Genomic DNA, 20,442 nt, shown 5'->3' on the forward strand with positions numbered 1-20,442 from the left:
ATATACGCGTGACAAGAATTGAAGTTATATAATTAAGTAAGCCATAAAATAAACAAAAGCTTAGGTAAAACAAAAGTCCAAGCAAGAGCAAAGAATTAAATGTATGACAAACAATAAATCAAAAACACCGGAACAGTGCGACACAACAGATTTATTGCTGATTACAATACTCAACGCATTATCCTATCTTTGTATTACACTTTAGTTTACATAATATTTATTATCGGACTCTATTTCACAAGACACATGGTGTAGCTGTAAAAAATAGTTTGAATATTTTCATCATGCGTAATTTAACTTTACATTTTACATATACATTGTCGTCAGCAATGTTTGTGGTGAACGGTATTCCTTATTATTAGGACAAAATACGATTACCGATGTTGGCTGCGTGCTGATCGACTAGCTGTTTAAGCGACTATTATATTCCCAAACTTTTAACCAAGAATATGGATTAATCCATTTACCATTCGGCAGTTCGATCCCGAAATGCAAATGATCAGGAGTTGTAATTGCGTCACCTGTGTTCCCCATTGTACCGATCAGTTCTCCTTTGGAAATGCTGTTCCCGACAACCAATGCTTCATTGACCGTGTCCAGATGGGCATAGTAATAATAGTTTCCGTCCTGGCCTCTTACGCCCACCCTCTCTCCACCAAGCCTATTCCATCCAATCCTTTCCAGTGTACCATTGCATACACTGAATATTAGCGTACCCTTTTGATTAAAAATATCTGTACCTTCATGCTTTCGCTGTCCCCCCTCCCTATCGGCACCATAGGTATCTGTATAATGCGAAGGTTCCTGAAGTGGGAACTGATATTCTCCCGGCGTAAAGAACAGATACTGATCAAGTAAATGATGGTAATATTTTACTTGTTTAAATTCTTCGCTATTTAGTCCGGACCAGTCAAGATTATTGAAGTTAATTCCATTATCCAGCTGCTGAACGAGGCGATTTGCTGTTGGATCGCAAACATGAATAATAGCTACATAGTCCTTCCATGAATCCAGTTTTACTTTCTGAAAATGAATAACAACTTCCGAGGATATATGTGAAAGATCATTATAGGCATCTGATTTTGATTCATCATGGATGACTATTTGCTTGACAATAATGGCGGTGATAGCAATCATCACAAAAATGATCAATACGATAGAATCAGGCCATATTGTCTTTTTTAATTGTTTAATGAGTTTCATATAACAATAACCTCCATAGTTGTATATATGGAGGTTATATTAAAATATAGACTAAAATATAGACAATATAGAGACATAATTAAAGTTCGTAAGAATTGAAAGATCGTTACCGTTAATGATAAACTAAATTCTAAATTATGACCGAACCGGAATATAGATCACCTGTCCTGGTTCAATATACGTGCTGCGTAGGTTATTATAGCGCATGGTTTTGTCCACCAGTGCACTGATATCACTGCTGTAGTTGGATTCTGCAGCAAGTTCCCACAACGTATCTCCCTGTTGTATTGTGATCGCCTTATATGATGTAGGGTTGGAATTTTCAGTAGTTAGATAATTTACCACCAGAGACATTAAAAGTGCAGCAATAATTGTTAGGCACAGCCCCAATACAAATACAATTTTAGTTGAATTTCTTCTATAACGCATATAGGATCTGGATACTGCAATCATGATCATCAACCTCCATTAGATCAAACATATGTTCCATTTATGTTTTGATTATAATACGAACAAACGTTCGTGTCAAGAAAAATCACGAACATTTGTTTGCTTTTTTCCAATTTTTATGTTACGATCTAGCTAGACCAAATATTGATTCAAAATAAATAATCAGGAGGGATGTCATGACTTCGGATCTGTCTTCACGTCAGATGCAGATTTTGGATATTATCAAGAAGGAGATTGCCTTAAAAGGTTATCCCCCTTCGGTCCGTGAAATAGGCGAAGCTGTTGGGCTCTCATCAAGTTCGACTGTGCATAATCATCTGAACATTCTCGAAGAAAAAGGATATATCAGACGAGACCCTACGAAGCCAAGGGCCATAGAAGTCCTCGATTCCTTCGGCGAATATAATTCCAGAAAAATCGTTCACGTTCCAGTAGTTGGACATGTTGCCGCTGGTGAACCGATCCTAGCCATAGAAAACATTGAGGATTCCTTCCCTGTTCCGTATGATATGGTAAAATCAGACACGGTCTTTATGCTCAAGGTTCAGGGCGAAAGCATGATCGATGCCGGTATTTTTGACGATGATTTAATTCTGGTCAGACAACAGCAGAATGCCAGCAACGGCGATATTGTTGTTGCTTTAGTCTCAGACGGCCCGGAAGACGGAGCCACAGTCAAGCGTTTCTACAAAGAAAAGAACCAGATCCGGCTCCAGCCGGAGAATCAGTATATGGCGCCGATTTATTCCGATCACGTAACCATTCTCGGCAAAGTGATCGGACTGTTCCGAGATATCCACTGATACATAATACGGGGGAGAAAGCGGGGGCGCAGCAGAAATATTTATCTGCTGCGCCCTTTTTTGGCTGGGTAAGACTTGAAGTATTATAAGAAGAAATTCTTGTTTGCGGTCACCTGATTAAGGATAGACTCACTTTTGGAGATGTGTTCAGGAAAGTCTTCTATCGGCATCATCCTTGAATTTTTCGAATCCAAGTCTGATCAGTTCATCAAGAAGCAGGCTGTAACTTAAGCCGCTGGCTTCCCACAGTTTCGGGTACATCGAAATTTGCGTAAAGCCAGGCATCGTATTGATTTCATTAATAAAGATTTGCTTGTCTTCAGTAACGAAGAAATCAACTCTGCTTAGCCCCGAAGCGCCGACGGCCTCAAAAGCAGTCACTGCATAGGACTGAAGCTGTTCGATCAATTTCTGGCTCAATATGGCTGGAATGATCAGTTCTGAGCAATTATCCAGGTATTTAGCTTCATAATCATAAAAATCTTTGGCCGGTTTAATTTCACCGGGGATGGAGGCTTTGGCACTTTCATTGCCAAGGACGCTCAATTCAACTTCCCTTGCCTTCACACCTTTTTCGATCACAATTTTCCGGTCAAATTTTGCTGCGTAGATCAAAGCTTCCAGCAGTTGCTTATCGTCTTCAGCTTTGGAAATACCGACACTGGAACCGAGATTGGCTGGTTTGATAAAACATGGAAAACCAATGCTGTCTGAGATGTGTTTCACCGCTGCTTTGGGAGCAGCATTGATTTCACTTCGAAGCAAGGTAAGGTGCGGCACTATCGGCAGCCCGGCTTCTTTGAAAACGGCCTTCATCCGGTCTTTGTCCATTCCGAGAGAAGAACCCAGCACACCTGAACCTACATAGGGGAACCCCGCCATTTCGAAAAGCCCCTGAATCGTACCATCTTCCCCTTTGGGGCCATGCATGACCGGAAAAATAATATCACATCTGCCCTGATCCGGCAGTTCGCTTCCGTCTATAGCCTGAAAGTAAGGTTTTTGCGGGTTCAAAACGACTGCGACTTGCTTGGCGCCGTTCGTGATATCGGCTTTAGCTTCCTTCCACGCTTCCGGTCTTGCCCCCCAATACCAGCTTCCGTCCTTGGTGATCCCGATGGTCTGAATCTCATACCGGTCAGCATGTAGCGCTTTGATGACTGACGCTGCAGAAATGACCGAAACTTCATGTTCCCCCGATTGACCGCCAAAGATAACAAGCACTTTCGTTTTGTTGTTCATTTTGATTGTACTCCCTTCACTCATACCGTGTCTAAATTCCCGGTTATTTTTTACGATAAATTACAGGTAAAATTACCCTTAATCATTCTTATTCATATGCTCCGTTCCTTACATCTTGTTAAGTAAAAATAGTACTTTGTCAATCTAAAATGATGGATCGACATGGCTCTACAACAGGATCTGAACACTGCTCAGCGGCCAGTAGCAGAATAGGGCTTTGCCTTCAATGCTCTGAACCGGAACACTGCCGAATGAACGGGAATCATTCTTACTCGCCCGATTGTCATTCAACGTAAAAACATGGTCTTCCGGCACAACAACCGTTGAAAATGTATATGTCTTTGGTGTATTAGCATAAGGTTCGTAAATTGGTTTGCTATTAATATACGTATAACCGTTTTTAATTTCTACTTTCTCACCTGGTAAGCCGATTACCCGTTTGATGCTTTCTACACCGTTATCTGAATAGAGAATGACATCTCCTCTGTCCAAAGCGTCAATGCTGCGGTAAAAATATTTTTCAACCAGCACCTGGCTGTCCAGCGAAAGTGACGGCATCATTTCCGCTCCTTCAAGATGGGCAAATCCGATCAGATAAGTTTTTAGCAGCCAGGACAAGGCAAAAACGATCAGGATAATCTCAATGATTTCCTGAAGGAATTGGCTATACGGATTGTTCATCATATCGCGTCTTATTCTTACCATATTGACTATCCCTGCTTCCGGCGCGTTATTAGCTTAGACCGTTATAACAGATGATTTTGTTCAAGCATTTGCGCAGCTGAAATATTAGCGTTTTTCACATAGATATGAGAAATCGCACCCTGCATATATACGGCATAAGGGGCTCTGATCGGACCATCGGCAGAAAATTCGCTCGTGGCCCCCTGAATGAAAGTTCCTCCGGCCATGATCACTTCGTCCGTATAGCCTGGCATCTCCGAAGGCAGCGGCAGAACATGCGAATCGATCGGCGAACCTTTCTGGAGACCCTGGCAAAAGGCCAGCATCTTTTCTTTGGAATTCAGTTTTACCGCCTGAATGATATCCGTCCGCAGATCCTCCGGACCTGGATGGACTTCAAAACCCAGTCTTGACCAGAAGGCCGAGGAAAAAACTGCAGCTTTGATCGCTTCACTGACCGTCAGCGGGCTGAAATACAATCCCTGGTACATGAGCCGAAGATTATCGAGGGTTGCTCCGACATCGGCATTGATGCCGGGTGCGGTAAACCTGGCCGCGGCTTTCGTGACCAAATCTTCTCTGCCGGCGATGTAGCCGCCTGTCGGGGCCAGCGTGCCTCCGAGATTCTTGATTAGTGATCCTGCCAGCAGGTCTACCCCCACATGTCCGGGTTCCTGATCCTCAACAAGCTCGCCGTAGCAATTATCGACGAAGATATCGATCTCTGGAAAATGCGTTTTGGCATAACCAACAAATTCACTGATCTGGGCAATGGAAACAGAATTTCTCCATTCATAACCCTTGGAACGCTGGATGATAAACAGCTTCGTTTGCGGAGTCACCATCGCAGCCAGCTTTTCCATTTGAATCTGACTATCAGCATCCAAAGGCAGGATATCAAAGGACACTCCCCAGTCAGCCAGGCTGCCGGAAATGTTGTTTTTGATTCCGATCACCTGCTGAAGCGTATCATACGGCATCCCGGTAACAGAAATAAAATGATCTCCAGGCCGGAGAACACCAAAGAGCGCTGAGGCAATCGCATGGGTACCCGATACAAACTGGTGCCTGATGATGGCTTTTTCAGTACCCATGATGGATGCGGTCACCGTATCAAGTTTTTCTCTCCCGGAATCGCCAAGTCCGTAGCCGGTTGTTCCATTCAGATTATAGGCTGAGACTCTGGCCTCCTGGAAAGCTTTGAGGACACGTTGATGGTTCTTCTCAATGATTGGATTTATGATACAGGTTTGTTTTGCCAAAACCTGTTCAGCATAGCACAGCGCGTCTGTAATTTTCGCGGATAAATTCAAATCGGACAAAAAACTATCCTCCATTAAGTAAAGTTCTTCTAAAATACTACATCGAATTGGCTTACTTTTCAATATGCGAAAAAATATAACTTAACGATCAAGACAGAGACACATAAGACTTTATTTAGAAAAATCAAATGTATTAAAGGCTACTTTTATCTTTTCCGGCATTTGGTTAAAGCTCTTCTTTATGCCTACGTGGCCAACCCTGCTGGTCATAAAATTTGTTTTTTAAGGCAAGTGCTGAATTCACTAGGACAATCATGACTGGCACCTCCACCAACGGCCCAATAACGGCTGTAAAAGCTACGTCGGAGGCGATGCCAAATACCGCTACAGCTACCGCAATCGCCAGTTCAAAGTTATTGCTTGCTGCTGTAAAAGCCAGTGTTACCGTCTGGTCATATTGAAAGCCGCCTTTGTAAGACATAAAGAAGCTGACAAAAAACATGACTGCAAAATAGATCAATAAGGGAATGGCTATTCTTGCGACTCCCATTGGATTGGTGACAATCTCCTGCCCTTTGGTCATAAACATAATAACGATTGTATAGAGCAGGGCGATCAAAGCAAACGGTGAAATTTTAGGGATAAATACATTCTCGTACCATTCTCTTGTCTTAACTCGGATCAATCCAAAACGAGTAATAAAACCCGCTGCAAAAGGAATCCCCAAGTAAATCAGAACACTTTTAGCAACATCCCATATCGAAACATCCACGATTTGCCCACCCCAGGAAAGGCCAAGCCATTTCGGAATTAAAGTAACAAAAAGATAGATATAAACTGAATACAAGAGTATTTGGAATATGGAGTTCAGGGCCACGAGAGCGGCACAATACTCATTATCACCCTTCGCGAGCGTATTCCAGACAATGACCATGGCAATACAGCGGGCTAAACCGATCATGATCAAACCAATAGCATAACCTGGCATATCTCTCAAAAACACGATAGCCAGTATGAACATTAAAACCGGTCCGATAATCCAGTTCTGAAGCAGCGAAAAGCTGAAGACTTTTTTATTTTGTACGACTTTGCCGATCTCTTCATATTTTACCTTGGCCAGCGGAGGATACATCATTACAATGAGTCCGATGGCAATCGGCCAGGAAATCGTACCCGTGCTGAACTCACCCAACGATACAGCAAGGTTTGGAAACAGATAACCTCCAAAAACGCCAATAGCCATCGCAATAAAGATCCAAAACGTCAAAAACCGGTCTAAAAATGATAATCCTAATTGATTTGTCTTTCCCATTTTATTCCTCCGGATTTATGCGGTTATAGGCATATTGTATCTTCTTCTCGTTGATATGTAAAAGGGTAAATGCCCCCGATCAAGAAATATCCACTTCTTTGATACACATTAAATCTTCCCTGGACAGATTCGGCTGCCTGTAGAGTCTGACGGCCTGTCTGCGAATCGCTTTTTCCACAAAATTGCGCACCATCCGGGCATTACCGGAATAAGGCTGTATGGCATTCATATTCTGCAGGTTTCTTCGGAACACAATTTTTGCCTGCGGAGAAAATGTATATTGCCTACCTGTCAGCATCTGTTCACCAATAGACATCAGTTCATCTAGAGAGTAGTCCGGGAAATCGATATGGAGCGGAAAGCGCGACCGCAAACCGGGGTTTGTCTTTATGAATGCATCCATTTCAAGCTTATATCCGGCAAGGATAAGGATGAGGTTATCCTTATGGTCTTCCATCGCTTTGACTAAGGCATCAATTGCTTCCTTGCCAAAGTCCTTTTCCCCACCCCTTGCCAAGGAATAGGCTTCATCAATAAACAGGATCCCGCCGAGCGCCTTTTTAACCAATTCTCTGGTCTTATTGGCTGTATGTCCGACATACTCCCCAACAAGATCTGCTCTTTCACATTCGATAATATGTCCTTTCGGCAAAACGCCCATTTCCTTAAACAATTTTCCGATCAGCCTTGCGACTGTGGTTTTTCCTGTACCCGGATTGCCGCTAAAAACGGTATGTAAGACTAAAGGCTCCGTATTCAGCTTCTCTTTTTCCCGTCGTTTGCAGATTTCTACAAAAGCATACAACTCATGAATCAGTTTTTTCACTGACTCTAAGCCAATTAAACTATCGAGTTCCGTAATGATTTCTTCAGTCTTTTTGTTACTGCTGCCGGCATAGTCCGGCAACTCAGGTTCTGATGTCATTGGCTGGGTTTGGAGTACCGGCGGAAGATTTGATCTGAAGGTTATCTTAATGGACATAAAAGAAGCACCCCCCATAAGAACGTCATTATATATATATAGCGAAGCGTGAAAAAGGTGAATCATTAATTTGGGAAAAATATAAATAATAAGAAAAATAAACATCGTGCTATGTAGGGTACACAACACGATGTTCTATTCATTTCTTTTCTTTTCTATGTCTCAGTGATATCTATCAGCTATATGGTCCCAGTCCAATTATGGCCCCAGCAGGAAATTATTCAGTCATTTCCCCGACTAAGGCATTTAAATTGACTTGTCTCATTGGCATTATGGTAGAAATGGCATGTTTATATACCATTTGTTGTTTGCCTTCGTAGTCCAGAACAACCGTAAAATTATCAAAGCCTTTGACTAATCCTTTAAGCTGGAATCCATTGACCAAATAGATCGTAACAGGTATGTTATCCTTACGGATTTGGTTCAAGAAAACATCCTGCAAGTTAATCGGTGATTTATTCATTTTATTTTTTACCTCCATCACCATTTTTCTTATTGTCTAATTTTACCTTAGTTTCCATCACTGCGCAAGTCAAGAGAATCGCAAATTTTGTCAAGAATTTGTTGAGCCGAACATTCTGTGACATCATACCATTTGATTCGAGGATCCCTCCTAAACCAGGTTAATTGTCTTTTGGCAAAGTGCCTGGTATCTCTCTGAAGCAGACGCAGCATTTCTTTTTGAGTGACCAAACCTCTTAAAAAATAAACGACATGACGATAGCCGATGGTTTGAAGAGATTTTAGCCTTGGTGAATAGCCCTCCTGGAGTAAACATAAAGTTTCTCTGATTATACCACAATCTACCATTTTCTGGCAACGTTCATTAATTCGTTCATAAATCACATCTCTTGGAGCCGTCAGCCCTAAATAAATGACTGATTCATCCAATTCAGCGTACATTTTTTCCATGTATGACCTTTGTTCAGATAATGGTTTACCGGTTAATTCAAAGATCTCCAGGGCCCTGACGATTCTTGCCGTATCGTTCACATGAAGTTTTTCGGCAGAAGCCCGATCACATTTCGCGAGTCTTTGATGAAGCTCCTTATTGCCATGCTGGCTGGCATAAGCCAGCCATTTTTGCTTGATTGGGTCCGATCCTTCTTCTGGAAATTCAAATTCATCCAAAATTGAACGAATGTAAAGTCCCGTTCCGCCAACGACAATCGGGATTTTCCCTTTGGCTTGAATATTCTCAATCCACTTTCTAGCCTCAGACTGAAATCCTGCCACTGTAAACGGTTCAGCCGGATCAAGCAGATCGATCAGATGATGCGGCACACCCTTCTGTTCAGCCTTCGATGGTTTTGCTGATCCGATATCAAGCTTCCGGTAAACCTGAACGGAATCTCCGGAAATGATTTCTCCGTTCAGCCTGAGTGCCAGTTCAATGCCAAGAGCACTCTTGCCGACTGCTGTCGGTCCGATAATAACGATCAGGGGCTTCATTGGAAACCCTCCCCCACCCTGGCTAAATCGATGATACCAAAATCCACAGGGCTGTATTTATTCTTCTCTTCAACATAAAAACCAAGCCGGGCAAATTCACTGCTGCCTTTTCGTTCTTTTAGCACAACTCTTTTCCTGGCCACGCGGCATGCTTCCCGGATTGTGCCTTTGTCCAAAGGATTCGGGTCGGACCATTTCTTCAATGGCCGGATCGAGGAAGATTCTTTAACCGTAACACGGAACATTGGGTCAAAATAGACGACATCTACAGATGCATCCGGCAGCCCTTCCAATATCCTGGTATGATCTGCCCAGACCGTTTCAATGCAGGAAGTGGCCTGGCTCAATTCCGCCCAGGCCTGGGCCTTTGCCTGAGATAGTTTCTTGGCAGGTTTAAACTGCTTAACCTGATCCAGACCATCCTGAACCAAAAAATGGATCAGCGGCGAGCTTTCCACAGCAAGTACGCTTCCATTGGAACCGACGGCGTACGCCGAGATCAGTGTATCCGACGCAAGACCCATGGTCGCATCAAGAAAAATGTCCCCGGCTTCAAGATTCACTGCCTGAAGAAAACGATCAGGTACGCCGCGCAGGATATTGATCATCCTTAATAACGCCATACTTGGATGGAAAAAGAGTCTTTCTCCATCATCTTCAAGACAGAGCTTCTGTTTAACGTAACGAAGTATCGGAAGACCATCAGCTTCTGATAAGGCATCCATCGGAACAATTTTTATCCCGGATTGCATACTGAGCTTTTCAAGCTGCAGTTTAAGTTTTTCATCTGACCGTTTATAGGCAATCACATTATCCATTTGATCCATGATCTTATCCGTTCTGCCATTATGTTATTTATTTAACTTATTCCCTCTCAAACTTATGATTGAGTTCTTTCTCGGATATCTGAATGATCGTAGGCCGGCCATGGGGACAGGAGTAAGGATTATCTGCTCTGCCCAATTTCTGTATGATTTCATCCATTTCCTGAACCATTAAGCGCTCTTTGCCTTTGACAGCCGACCTGCAGGCCAGCATCATGATCCACTCTTCCAGAAGTTTCTCCAAGGATGGAGAAAAAGATGTGTTCAGAATTTCATCGATAAAGACCTTGAACATCTTCCCCGGTGATTCCAGGCTATCTAGCAGCGGAATCCCCCGCAGAAAGTACGTCCTGTCTCCGAAGTGTTCAAAAATGAAGCCCATTCCATGCAGCTCGTCAAAATGCGCAAGCAGGATCTGCTCCTCCTGAACTGTAAGTTCTACCGTCTCCGGAATCAAAAGGAGCTGGCTTGCTGTCTCGCGTTGTCTGGCAAGCTGAAGCAGGCTTTCGTATCTGATGCGCTCATGGGCTGCATGCTGATCTATAATATACAGATTCTTATCGTCTGCAGCAAGAATATACATATGAAAAACTTGGCCGACAGCTTTCAATTCAAGGAATTTCGATACGGTTTCCTTATCCTGCTGCAAAGTTTGAGATACTTCAGCAATTTTATCAGGGAGGCTATCCGTAATATTGTCCGTGATGCGCTCAAGATTACGGTTCGGAGCAATCTCTGAATTACGACCAGAAATCATATCAGAAATACGCTCAGGAACCCGATCCGCTATACTTTCTCGTATACCCCCGGATAATCTGCCAGAAATGTATTCCGTCTGGTCTGGCTGCTGTTCAGACAGCTGTCCGTTAATGTATGGGTAATGATGTTCTTTTATCTTCTCTACGTCCCTGAAAGACTGATTTTCTGGGATGATTGGTGTATCAGAATCGTACGTCGGAGAGATTTGATCTGACCTATTCGGTTCCAGCGGCCGGTATAATATCTTAAGTTGTTCCCAGTGAGACGGACTGGATTCAGACGGAGCGGATTCCGATGTCCTTGTTTTTCCCGTAAAGGAATACTTTCGCATTGGAAAACTGTCCAGAAGGCTTTTTCGGATAACCTCCGCAATCTTTCTGCTTAAGTTTTTTTCTTCTTTAAATTTAATTTCCAGTTTGGCTGGATGAACATTGACATCATAATCTGAAGGAGGCAAGTTCAGCGAAATAACGCATACCGGATAGGTATTAGCAGGAATCAGCGTATGATAACCGTCTTTGATGGCCTGATTCATTAACTGGGAACGGATAACCCTGCCGTTAACAAAAAAGGTAAGACCGCTGCGTGACGACCTGACATGCTCCGGCATGCTGACATAACCGGAAATCTCAAGGCTTTCATCCTGGTAGGATATCGGCAGCATCTTACGGGCAGCATCATTGCCACTGACGGCTGCTATAGCCTCGATAAGACTGCCGTTTCCAGGCGTATGCAGTAAGATATTATTCGGGTGACGCAGGGAAAAAGCAACATCAGGTCTAGCCAGGGAAAGCCTGCCGACCATGTCGGAAATCCAGCCAAACTCCGTAACGGCTGAACGCAGGAACTTGTGTCTGGCCGGTGTATTATAAAACAAGTCATTGACAGTTACGACTGTACCCGGCGGGCATCCGATTTCCGTCATGGAAAGGAACGTGCCGCCCTCAACTTTTAATTCCTGTCCTGCGACATCATCCGGTGTCCGCGTCATAATACTCAATTTGGATACCGAAGCGATGCTCGGAAGCGCTTCTCCGCGAAAGCCCAGTGTCCTAAGATCATCGAGGTCTGTAATTGCCGATATTTTACTGGTAGCATGCGGAAGAACTGCCAGACGCAAATCTTCAGCCAGAATTCCGGCGCCGTCGTCTTTCACTCTGATCAGGGCCGTACCTCCGCCCTCTACACTGATATCTATTTTTCGGGCACCGGCATCCAGCGCGTTTTCGACCAGTTCTTTGACTACGGAAAGAGGCCTTTCCACAACCTCGCCGGCTGCAATTTGATTGATGCAATGCTCATCAAGGAGCTTAATTCTAGCCGCCAAATGGATTCACTTCCCTACCATCTGTCCAAAAATGGACTTGATCTCTCCGTTGATTTTGCAGTAGAACGGTTTTTTCTGATTTTTGAAAAGTTTCTGCCAGGTCGTATCCGGCCTGTTCGCAATCGGGACATGCTTCAAACGGAATTCTGACAAGCACCGCTTTTTGAAAAGCCGACGGTTTTTGCGATATCATCAGCACCGTCCCCCCGCAATGCCTGCATTTGCGGATGTATTCCCTGCGGTTCTCTTTAAATCCGTCCGTATCATAATAAATACTTTTCTCGGAATATACCCAGTCACCTGTCGGCAAAAACGGTTCTTTACGGAAAGCCCAGGAAGGCCGGACAGCCTCATTCGTTCTTTTCAGATCGGTCAGAAAAGAGCGGATCGTATCACCGCCAATTTCAGTATTCTGAGGTTTCTGCGACTCCACCACCCCGGAATAATCTTCTCCGGCCAGCGCCAGGAAAATAGCCATATTAATATAGGGCAGTGCGCCTTCAATCGCGTATCCGCCTTCCAGTACTGCAAGATCGGGCTTGATCATTTCAGTGATTTTGCCATAGCCTCTGGCCGTCACATTCATCGAAGCCAACGGATCCGTAAAATGGTTGTCCTGTCCGGCGGAATTGATGATCAGATCCGGTTTAAATGCTTCCACTGCAGGCATAATCCAGTTTTCCAGCGCATAGAGGAAACCTTCATCACCAACTCCCGGCAGAAGCGGGATATTCAGTACCGATCCCCAGGCATTCGGCCCACCTTTCTCTTCCGTAAATCCGGTTCCGGGAAATATGGTTCTGCCGTCCTGATGGATCGATATATAAAAGACATTCGGATCATGATAAAAAATATCCTGCGTCCCGTCACCGTGATGAACATCCGTATCGATGACGGCAATTTTTTTGATGCCGTATTTGGCCCGAAGGACATTAATTAAAATAGCTTCATTATTCAGGGTGCAGAATCCTCTGTTTCCCCAGACTGTCGCCCCGGAATGATGGCCAGGCGGGCGCACCAGCGCAAAGCCGTTCGTAATTTCCTTTTTCATCAGCGCGTTGCCCAGAACCAGCGAACTTCCAACAGCGATCAGATGGGCATCGAGATTATGCTGTTGGAGATCCGGAAAAATCGCCTGGGTTCGTAAGACATCAAAAAGATCCGCCACCCCGGGAGAGTATTGCCTGACCTGGGGAAGGTCCATGATCCCTTCTTCAAAGATCTGTTCCTGGGTGTAAAGCAAGCGTTCTTCCCGCTCCGGATGGAATTCCCCAAGAGACCAGTCAAAAGCCGGAAAGAAGATAATTCCTGTCTTGTTCATGACCGTATCCCCCCAATGACTCCCGGCGGAACATGCATCGCACCTTTGACAATCTGGCCGACCGTATGATAATTCTCAACCAGCGGAAAATAATCAAAGATCTCTTTCTCCAGGTCGTCTGTTTCTATTCCAAGACCGACTGCCTGTTTTTGCGCTAATTCTTTCAAGAAATCTTCTACTTCTCGATGGGGTTTTTTAGGTCCGGTCCAAATGCCCTGCTCCCCGGTTTCCTCTATCCTGTAAATAGAGAACTTCGTATCCAGGTGGAGTGTCCAGGAAAAGGTTGGTTTAGCCATCGCGGCTCCGATGGCATTCGAGACTTCGGAGAATTCAGTCAGAACCGTCCGCAGCTTCATCCGGTTCTCCAGCACTGCTTCAAGCCCCGGTGCTCCTCCTCCGCTGAGCTGGATATAGAATTTAAAATCATCATGATGATGGATGACTTCCCAGACCTTATAGGCTGGCTCGGTTTTCCATTCCTCTAGCAGCTGCTCAATGGCCCGGGCAATTTTTTCAACCATTTTCTCAACGATGATTTGTGCTGTCCGGCGCAGAGCAGATGCTGTTCTTTGGTTCTCGGGCAGGAGCATGCCAAGCGCTTCTTCAGCCCGCTGCAGATCACCGTAATCCGTCAAATTCAGGTAGCGCAGCGCATCCGTAGGTGTCGGGCTGATTCCTCCTATGCAGTAGGCAGGACCTAAGCGGTAGTCGGCCAGCATAACCTCTCCCTGCTCCAGACAGACAGCTGAATCCCCTCCAATAGAGACTGAACGTACAGCCAGCGAGCGGACATTCGTCAAGAAGGGTCCGATCTGCGCGCCGTGGGTGCTGATTAACGGAGATCCGGATAATACCAGTCCTATATCGGTCGTGGTTCCGCCGATATCGACAACGACATAGGATTCCTCCGGATTGCTCTGGGCGAGCGTTCCAAGTACACTTGCCACCGGTCCGGAGTAAATCGACTCAACCGGTCTGATCTTTGCCAGCGGCAAGACCCCGCCATCCGCCTTTAGCACCCGGATCGGCGCCCGACATCCCCTTGCCTCAACCGCCATTTTCAACTGATAAGCGAAGTTCTGAAACAATTCTGTTGCGGCCAGGTTCAGATAAGTCGTCAGACTTCTACGGTAGAAATTGGCCTGCCCGGACTGGCTTCCCAGAGCTGTTATAATTCCAGGTGCCTCTCTATGCAAATAGGCTGCCAGCTGTTCCTCAAAGACATTGTTGCGATGGGAGAATTTGCTGACAATGGCCGTAAGCGGCTTAATGGATTGTTTGTTCAATTTTTCAGCAAGCGTCTGCCACTCTGATTGATCCGCTGGCACAACGACCCTTCCGCGATAATCCAAAACACCGGTTAAAACACTGTAATCCACCGGCCAAGGCAATGAGGAAAGCTTCATGCCGGTCCCCGGAAAAAGGATCAATTTGACCTCGGGCAATCGTTTTTGTAAAATCGCGTTCGTTACAAGCGTCGTACTGACGGTAATCATTTCGATGTTTTTAGCCTCGGAAATTTGGAGATAATCCAGGGCGCTGATAAGTGTATTCAGAATGTCATCCTGATTGGTCGGAATTTTACCCTTGCGCTCGATCACGCCATTTGTGATCATGACAGCATCGGTAAACGTTCCGCCCACATCGATGCCAATAAGGCTGGCCATGTTATCTCCTCCTTTTGTTTTGCTCAGGCTGGTTTGAACAGTCAAATCAATATGTTTAGATCTAATGATTTTTATTATATGGGGTTGGTCTGCGTAATCAGTAACGTTTTCGGCTATTGCGCCACGGAGGGCGCAACGGCCGAAAGCGGTATTGTGGCACCCAGACACGCCCCAAATGAGATTAGTTCTTTCAAAGAAAGCCACAACATAATTACTGATTTATAGAAAGCTGAAAAGCCTCATTAAGATATATCAATCATCATATGCAAAAATGCTGCTTAAATAATCTTCGTCGCCTTAACGCGGCTGACGAGATCATAGAGATAATCCATCGCCTGACGCGGTGCAAGATTATCCAGATCCAGCTCTTCAAGCTCCTTGAATATCGGATGCGTACTCTGGGTGTCAAACAGTGATGGCTGCAGCATATTGGCGTCAACAGCTTTCACTATCTTGCGCTGGGTCGGGGAATTTTCGAGCTCACCGAGAATGATAGCCGCCCTTTTTAAGAGATGAGGCGGAAGGCCGGCAATTTTCGCCACATGAAGGCCATAGCTCCGGTCAGCTTTGCCGGGAAGTATTTTATGCAGGAAAACAACGTCGTCCCCCTGTTCCCTAACAGCCACATGCAGATTAAAAACTTCAGGATAACGTTCTTCCAATTCGGTTAGCTCGTGGTAATGTGTCGCAAATAATGTTTTGGCTTTAATGTCGGGGGTTTCGACCAGGTACTCAGCAATGGCCCAGGCCAGACTGAGACCGTCAAACGTGGCTGTTCCTCTGCCGACTTCGTCCAGAATAATCAGACTGTCCGCCGTGGCATTTTTAAGAATATGAGCGACTTCGTTCATTTCGACCATAAATGTACTTTGCCCTGCTGCCAGGTTATCGGCAGCTCCTACCCGGGTAAAAATACAGTCGGCGATCGAAATGGCGGCCTTCTGAGCCGGCACGAAGCTGCCAATCTGGGCCATTAAAACGATCAGGGCTACCTGGCGCATATAGGTCGATTTCCCGGCCATATTGGGGCCGGTAATCAGTGCAAGGTGTTTATTACGGGTAAGATGCGTATCATTCGGAACAAACGTATCACAGATTCTTTCCACAACCGGATGCCGTCCCTCAACAATATGAATGATCCCATCGGAGCGTATTTCCGGTTTGACATAATTGTTTTGAATGGCGGCTCCGGCCAAGGAGACAAAAACATCGATTTCAGCCAACGACTGGGCAGCGTTAATGATCAGCAGCGAACAAGCCAGAACCTTGTCCCGAAGCACAGAAAACAGCTGATATTCGAGATCACTGAGCCTGTCCTGCGCAGTCAGGACGCGCTGCTCGTATTCTTTTAATTCCGGGGTGATGAATCGCTCGGCATTGACCAGCGTCTGTTTTCGCTGATAATCATCCGGAATCAAATGGGCATTCGCATTGGTGATTTCAATAAAGTACCCAAAGTTCTTATTAAAGCCGATCTTCAACGAACGGATTCTGGTGCGTTCTCTTTCCTGATTTTCCAGGCGGGCAATCCATTCTTTGCCGCCGGACGATATTGCCCGCAAACTGTCAATTTCTACTGAATAGCCGTTCTGAATAATATTTCCGTCCTTCGGAGAGTACGGTGCTTCAGGGTTTATGGCCGCAAGCAGTTCCTGCGCAAGGTCATCAAGTCCTGCCAGGGACGGCAGATATTTAGCTAATTTCTGAGAACCGTTGTCAGTGATGCAATCCCTGACCTTAGGCAGGCAGGATAACGTGCTGCCTAACGCCAGCAGATCCCGGGGACTTGCTTTGCCGAGGGACAGTTTGCCAAGCAGTCTTTCCAGGTCATACACTGTTGTCAAAGCTTTTTGTATATCTTGGCGTAAAAAAGTATTCCGCGTTAACTCTTCGACAGAAGCCAGTCGTTCATTAATGCTTTCAGGATCGCGTAAGGGTTGCTGCACCCAGTTTCTGAGCAGTCTGGCTCCAAAGGCTGTTTTGGTTAAATTCAGGGTGGAAAATAAGGTCCCTTTCTCATCGCTGGTTCGCAGTGATTCGACAAGTTCAAGATTCCTTCTAGTCCATTTGTCGAGAACCATTGCCGTACTGCTTTGGCTCACCGAAATACGCAGGATATGTTCCTGTCCCGAGTTGGGGATATTCTGACTGATATACTGCCAAAGTCCGGCGGCAGCTTTGCAGGCAACCGGCATTTGCTGCAAAAGCTCTGCCTGCTTCTTAAATCTTTCACTAAGTTCAGCCGTCCGCAGGAACAAATTTTTTTCGATCGCTGTCAGATAATAATCCGTAAATAGTTTGGACAGCATCGCAACGTCCTTGGACAGGATAAGTTCGGAAGGTGCAATACGGTTTAATTCTGCCTGCAGGATCTGAATGGAAGGCGTCTCCATGATCCGGAAATCACCCGTTGTGATGTCGAGATAAGCGAGCGCCCACGTTTTCTCCTTATAGACACACGCCAGAAAGTTGTTCTTTGTTTCCGAGCTGATACTGTCCAGCGTACCCGGCGTCACAATCCGGACAATGTCTCTTTTTACAATTCCTTTACTGGCTTGTGGATCTTCCATTTGTTCACAAATGGCAACTTTAAATCCGGCAGCGACCAATTTCAGAAGATAACCGTCCACGGCATGATGCGGAACTCCGCACATGGGTATTTTCTGGCCCTTGCCTGCGTCCCGCGCCGTTAGTACAATTTCCAGAACCGGAGCAGCGGTCTCGGCATCCTGGCCAAACATTTCATAAAAATCGCCAAGCCTGAAAAACAGGATCGTATCCGGTACCCTGTTCTTTATCTCTTGATATTGCTACAGCATGGGTGTATTCATGGTTCACTTAGCTCCCCAAAAAGCGTCCAGGAATTTGCAGATCTGATTGTAACCGAAACAAGTGAACCAACCAAGTCCTCCCTGCTTTCGAATACAACAATCTCATTTCCTCTGGTACGGCCTGTTAAATATTTAGGATCCGACTTACTGGGTCCTTCCACCAGAATTTCATAGCGGTTGCCGATCATTTTCTGGCGCCAGCTCAGACTCTGAGAATTTTGAAGCGCCATCAGTCTCTGCAGCCGGTTTTTCTTGATATCGAGCGGAACCTGATCCTGAAGCAACGCCCCCGCTGTCCCGGACCGTTTGGAAAACATGAAGGTAAAAGCCTGATTGAAAGGCACTGTATTGACAAGATCAAGCGTCAGTTCAAAATCTTCTTCCGTTTCTCCGGGAAACCCAACAATAATATCGGTTGTCAATCGGGCCTCGGGTACAATTTCCAGAATACGCGCAATTCTTTCCAGGTAATATTCCCTGGTGTACCCTCTGTTCATTGTCGTCAGCACTTGATTGCTTCCGGCCTGGAATGGCAGATGGAAGTGTTCACAGATATGCTCGCCGCGGGCTACTGTCTCGATCAGCTTATCACTGAAATCTTTCGGATGAGAGGTCATAAACCGGATCCGGTAAAGCCCTTTAATTTTATCGATTTCAGTCAGCAAATCGGAAAAATCATAGGCAAAACCGTCTTTTTTTCCGTAGGAATTGACATTCTGGCCAAGCAAGGTCACATCACGGCAGCCATTTTCAACAAGTGTCCTGATTTCGTCCAGAATGACGTCCATCGGCCGGCTGCGTTCCCTTCCCCTGACATAAGGAACAATGCAATAGGCACAATAATTGTCACAGCCATACATGATGTTGACATTGGTCTGAAGCTTTCCTTTTTCAGCCAAAGGAACAACCTCAGTGGTTTCACAGGCCGCCTCGGAAACAAGCGAGGCTTTTCCGCCCTGATCCGCTGTTCTCAGCAAATCTTTAAATTGATGATGATCAAAGGTTCCTGTCCAGATATCGACATGAGGGGCTTTTTTTTGGAGTTTTTCCAGCAGGCCGGGCTGTTGGATCATGCATCCGGCAACCGCAATCTTGAGCTGCGTTTTTTTTTCTTTCAGTTTTTTCAATTGACCGATTTTGCCAATAATTTTATTTTCGGCGCTTTCTCTGACACAGCAGGTATTAATGATAATCAAATCGGCCTGTTCAGGGTTCTCGGTACGCGCATACCCGTTTTTTTCCGAAATGGCCGTCAAGGTCTCGGCATCCCGCTCGGACATTTGACAGCCATACGAAATCGTACACACTTTCTTATTGATTTTGTTCGACATGTATTCAATCAATCCTCTATTACATCTTCGGAACGGACTGGTAGTAAAGCGCCAGCGTTCCCGGTCCGACATGGCTGCCTACAACACAGCCAATATCACTAATAATTACGTCTTTGACCGGCAGTGTATTTTTAATTTCTTCAGCCAGGGCTTTAGCTTCTTCCAGACATGCTGAATGAGAAATCCCGATCACTTGCTTTTCTGCTTCAACGATCTCATTTTTCATGATTTCAATAAGCTTGCGGATCGCAGCTTTTCTGGATCTCACTTTGTTAAATACGTCAATTTTTCCTTCCGTATTCATGTGCAGGATCGGTTTGACATCCAAAAGTCCGGCGACGAATCCGGCTGTTTTGCTTAATCTTCCGCCTTTGACAAGGTACTCCAGCGTATCAATGGTAAAAATGTACCGCATTTTATTTTTAATCTCCATGATTTGCGGTTCAATCTCCTGCCAGGTATCGGTATGCTTCAGTATTTCTGACGCAAGTATGGCCTGTAGTCCAAATCCCAAAGATGCACCAAGGCTGTCGATGATATGTATTTTCTCCGAAGCGCTGCACATTTCCCGCACCATCACTGCCGTTTGACAAGTTGAACTTAAGCCGGAAGACAGGTGTATGGCAATGACTTCTTTACCTTCAGCCAATACTTTTTCGTAGGCGTCCTTTAAGAGATTCAAATTAGGCTGCGAAGTCTTCGGGAGTTCTTTATAGTCTTTGAAGTTAGCGTAAAACTTGTCCGGAAAAATATCGATCCCTTCTGCATAGGTAACCCCATCAATATTTACCGGCATCGGGACAACAACAATCCCAAGTTTTTCGGCTAGATCTCTTGGCATATCTGAAGCGCTGTCTACTACGATCTGAAATGGCATGCTATCACTCCATCCAAAAAAAGATATTATAAATAATCCTACCAATTACATCCTATTTGTCAAGTTTTTTAGAAAACTTAGGTTGCACTTCGATCTATCGGAAAATGTACAGCTT

17 protein-coding genes are annotated in these 20,442 nt (G+C 45.1%); 1 reads left to right on the top strand and 16 read right to left on the bottom strand.

The features are described 5' to 3' along the window. Window positions 1-402 precede the first annotated feature (402 nt). Together AB3489_RS07770 and AB3489_RS07775 are read right to left on the bottom strand one after the other, a co-directional pair. On the bottom strand, window positions 403-1,203 hold the full coding sequence (locus AB3489_RS07770) for a M23 family metallopeptidase (protein ID WP_368292427.1): 801 nt from the start codon (window positions 1,201-1,203) through the stop codon (window positions 403-405). 135 nt (window positions 1,204-1,338) lie between these two features. After that, on the bottom strand, window positions 1,339-1,656 hold the full coding sequence (locus AB3489_RS07775) for a LysM peptidoglycan-binding domain-containing protein (protein WP_368292428.1): 318 nt from the start codon (window positions 1,654-1,656) through the stop codon (window positions 1,339-1,341). Window positions 1,657-1,829: 173 nt separating this feature from the next. Between AB3489_RS07775 and lexA the strand changes: the two genes are divergently transcribed. Beyond that, window positions 1,830-2,456 (top strand): transcriptional repressor LexA, encoded by a 627-nt coding sequence (gene lexA, locus AB3489_RS07780; RefSeq protein ID WP_025205666.1) that lies wholly within the window; start codon window positions 1,830-1,832, stop codon window positions 2,454-2,456. 147 nt (window positions 2,457-2,603) lie between these two features. Here lexA and AB3489_RS07785 read toward each other — a convergent pair whose 3' ends face one another. From AB3489_RS07785 to AB3489_RS07850, 14 genes are all read right to left on the bottom strand, one after another. Beyond that, window positions 2,604-3,698: a D-alanine--D-alanine ligase family protein gene (locus AB3489_RS07785; RefSeq protein ID WP_368292430.1), complete on the bottom strand. Its 1,095-nt coding sequence runs from the start codon at window positions 3,696-3,698 to the stop codon at window positions 2,604-2,606. A 168-nt stretch (window positions 3,699-3,866) separates the two neighbouring features. Further along, window positions 3,867-4,382: a signal peptidase I gene (lepB, locus tag AB3489_RS07790; RefSeq protein WP_368292431.1), complete on the bottom strand. Its 516-nt coding sequence runs from the start codon at window positions 4,380-4,382 to the stop codon at window positions 3,867-3,869. A gap of 62 nt (window positions 4,383-4,444) precedes the next feature. After that, entirely contained in the window at window positions 4,445-5,719 is a 1,275-nt protein-coding gene (locus AB3489_RS07795; protein ID WP_368292433.1) for an aminotransferase class I/II-fold pyridoxal phosphate-dependent enzyme, read from the bottom strand. 151 nt (window positions 5,720-5,870) lie between these two features. Then, window positions 5,871-6,956, bottom strand: coding sequence for an ACR3 family arsenite efflux transporter (gene arsB, locus AB3489_RS07800; protein ID WP_368292434.1), 1,086 nt, complete (start codon window positions 6,954-6,956; stop codon window positions 5,871-5,873). A 79-nt stretch (window positions 6,957-7,035) separates the two neighbouring features. Further along, complete coding sequence (locus tag AB3489_RS07805) at window positions 7,036-7,938, bottom strand: AAA family ATPase (protein ID WP_368292436.1); 903 nt, start codon at window positions 7,936-7,938, stop codon at window positions 7,036-7,038. Window positions 7,939-8,155: 217 nt separating this feature from the next. Then, on the bottom strand, window positions 8,156-8,401 hold the full coding sequence (gene hfq, locus AB3489_RS07810) for an RNA chaperone Hfq (RefSeq protein ID WP_015045117.1): 246 nt from the start codon (window positions 8,399-8,401) through the stop codon (window positions 8,156-8,158). A gap of 47 nt (window positions 8,402-8,448) precedes the next feature. Further along, window positions 8,449-9,390, bottom strand: a complete 942-nt coding sequence (gene miaA, locus AB3489_RS07815) for a tRNA (adenosine(37)-N6)-dimethylallyltransferase MiaA (protein ID WP_368292437.1) — start codon at window positions 9,388-9,390, stop codon at window positions 8,449-8,451. Next, window positions 9,387-10,217: a class I SAM-dependent methyltransferase gene (locus tag AB3489_RS07820; RefSeq protein ID WP_368292439.1), complete on the bottom strand. Its 831-nt coding sequence runs from the start codon at window positions 10,215-10,217 to the stop codon at window positions 9,387-9,389. Before AB3489_RS07820 ends, miaA begins: the two co-directional genes overlap by 4 nt. Window positions 10,218-10,254: 37 nt before the next feature. Continuing rightward, the gene (gene mutL, locus AB3489_RS07825; RefSeq protein WP_368292441.1) at window positions 10,255-12,300 is read right to left on the bottom strand and encodes a DNA mismatch repair endonuclease MutL; all 2,046 of its coding nucleotides are present in this window, start codon (window positions 12,298-12,300) and stop codon (window positions 10,255-10,257) included. Next, a complete protein-coding gene (locus AB3489_RS07830) occupies window positions 12,290-13,621 on the bottom strand; it encodes a histone deacetylase (RefSeq protein WP_368292443.1) in 1,332 nt (443 codons plus the stop codon). The genes mutL and AB3489_RS07830 overlap by 11 nt, the downstream gene beginning before the upstream one ends. Next, on the bottom strand, window positions 13,618-15,288 hold the full coding sequence (locus AB3489_RS07835; protein WP_368292445.1) for a hydantoinase/oxoprolinase family protein: 1,671 nt from the start codon (window positions 15,286-15,288) through the stop codon (window positions 13,618-13,620). Before AB3489_RS07835 ends, AB3489_RS07830 begins: the two co-directional genes overlap by 4 nt. Window positions 15,289-15,566: 278 nt before the next feature. After that, window positions 15,567-18,086: a DNA mismatch repair protein MutS gene (gene mutS / locus AB3489_RS07840; protein ID WP_368294608.1), complete on the bottom strand. Its 2,520-nt coding sequence runs from the start codon at window positions 18,084-18,086 to the stop codon at window positions 15,567-15,569. 29 nt (window positions 18,087-18,115) lie between these two features. Beyond that, complete coding sequence (gene miaB / locus AB3489_RS07845; protein ID WP_368292446.1) at window positions 18,116-19,450, bottom strand: tRNA (N6-isopentenyl adenosine(37)-C2)-methylthiotransferase MiaB; 1,335 nt, start codon at window positions 19,448-19,450, stop codon at window positions 18,116-18,118. Window positions 19,451-19,469: 19 nt separating this feature from the next. Continuing rightward, window positions 19,470-20,327, bottom strand: a complete 858-nt coding sequence (locus tag AB3489_RS07850) for a DegV family protein (RefSeq protein ID WP_019225362.1) — start codon at window positions 20,325-20,327, stop codon at window positions 19,470-19,472. Window positions 20,328-20,442: the final 115 nt, after the last annotated feature.

This window comes from Dehalobacter sp. TBBPA1 (genome assembly GCF_040931655.1).
GTDB lineage: Bacteria > Bacillota > Desulfitobacteriia > Desulfitobacteriales > Syntrophobotulaceae > Dehalobacter > Dehalobacter restrictus.

Coding starts and splice junctions, on each gene's coding strand:
- AB3489_RS07785 (WP_368292430.1), bottom strand. CDS start 3,698: ATGAACAACAAAACGAAAGTGCTTGTTATCTTTGGCGGTCAATCGGGG.
- AB3489_RS07835 (WP_368292445.1), bottom strand. CDS start 15,288: ATGGCCAGCCTTATTGGCATCGATGTGGGCGGAACGTTTACCGATGCT.
- AB3489_RS07770 (WP_368292427.1), bottom strand. CDS start 1,203: ATGAAACTCATTAAACAATTAAAAAAGACAATATGGCCTGATTCTATC.
- arsB (WP_368292434.1), bottom strand. CDS start 6,956: ATGGGAAAGACAAATCAATTAGGATTATCATTTTTAGACCGGTTTTTG.
- lepB (WP_368292431.1), bottom strand. CDS start 4,382: ATGATGAACAATCCGTATAGCCAATTCCTTCAGGAAATCATTGAGATT.
- AB3489_RS07775 (WP_368292428.1), bottom strand. CDS start 1,656: ATGATTGCAGTATCCAGATCCTATATGCGTTATAGAAGAAATTCAACT.
- hfq (WP_015045117.1), bottom strand. CDS start 8,401: ATGAATAAATCACCGATTAACTTGCAGGATGTTTTCTTGAACCAAATC.
- AB3489_RS07850 (WP_019225362.1), bottom strand. CDS start 20,327: ATGCCATTTCAGATCGTAGTAGACAGCGCTTCAGATATGCCAAGAGAT.
- lexA (WP_025205666.1), top strand. CDS start 1,830: ATGACTTCGGATCTGTCTTCACGTCAGATGCAGATTTTGGATATTATC.
- miaA (WP_368292437.1), bottom strand. CDS start 9,390: ATGAAGCCCCTGATCGTTATTATCGGACCGACAGCAGTCGGCAAGAGT.
- AB3489_RS07820 (WP_368292439.1), bottom strand. CDS start 10,217: ATGGATCAAATGGATAATGTGATTGCCTATAAACGGTCAGATGAAAAA.
- AB3489_RS07805 (WP_368292436.1), bottom strand. CDS start 7,938: ATGTCCATTAAGATAACCTTCAGATCAAATCTTCCGCCGGTACTCCAA.
- AB3489_RS07830 (WP_368292443.1), bottom strand. CDS start 13,621: ATGAACAAGACAGGAATTATCTTCTTTCCGGCTTTTGACTGGTCTCTT.
- AB3489_RS07795 (WP_368292433.1), bottom strand. CDS start 5,719: ATGGAGGATAGTTTTTTGTCCGATTTGAATTTATCCGCGAAAATTACA.
- miaB (WP_368292446.1), bottom strand. CDS start 19,450: ATGTCGAACAAAATCAATAAGAAAGTGTGTACGATTTCGTATGGCTGT.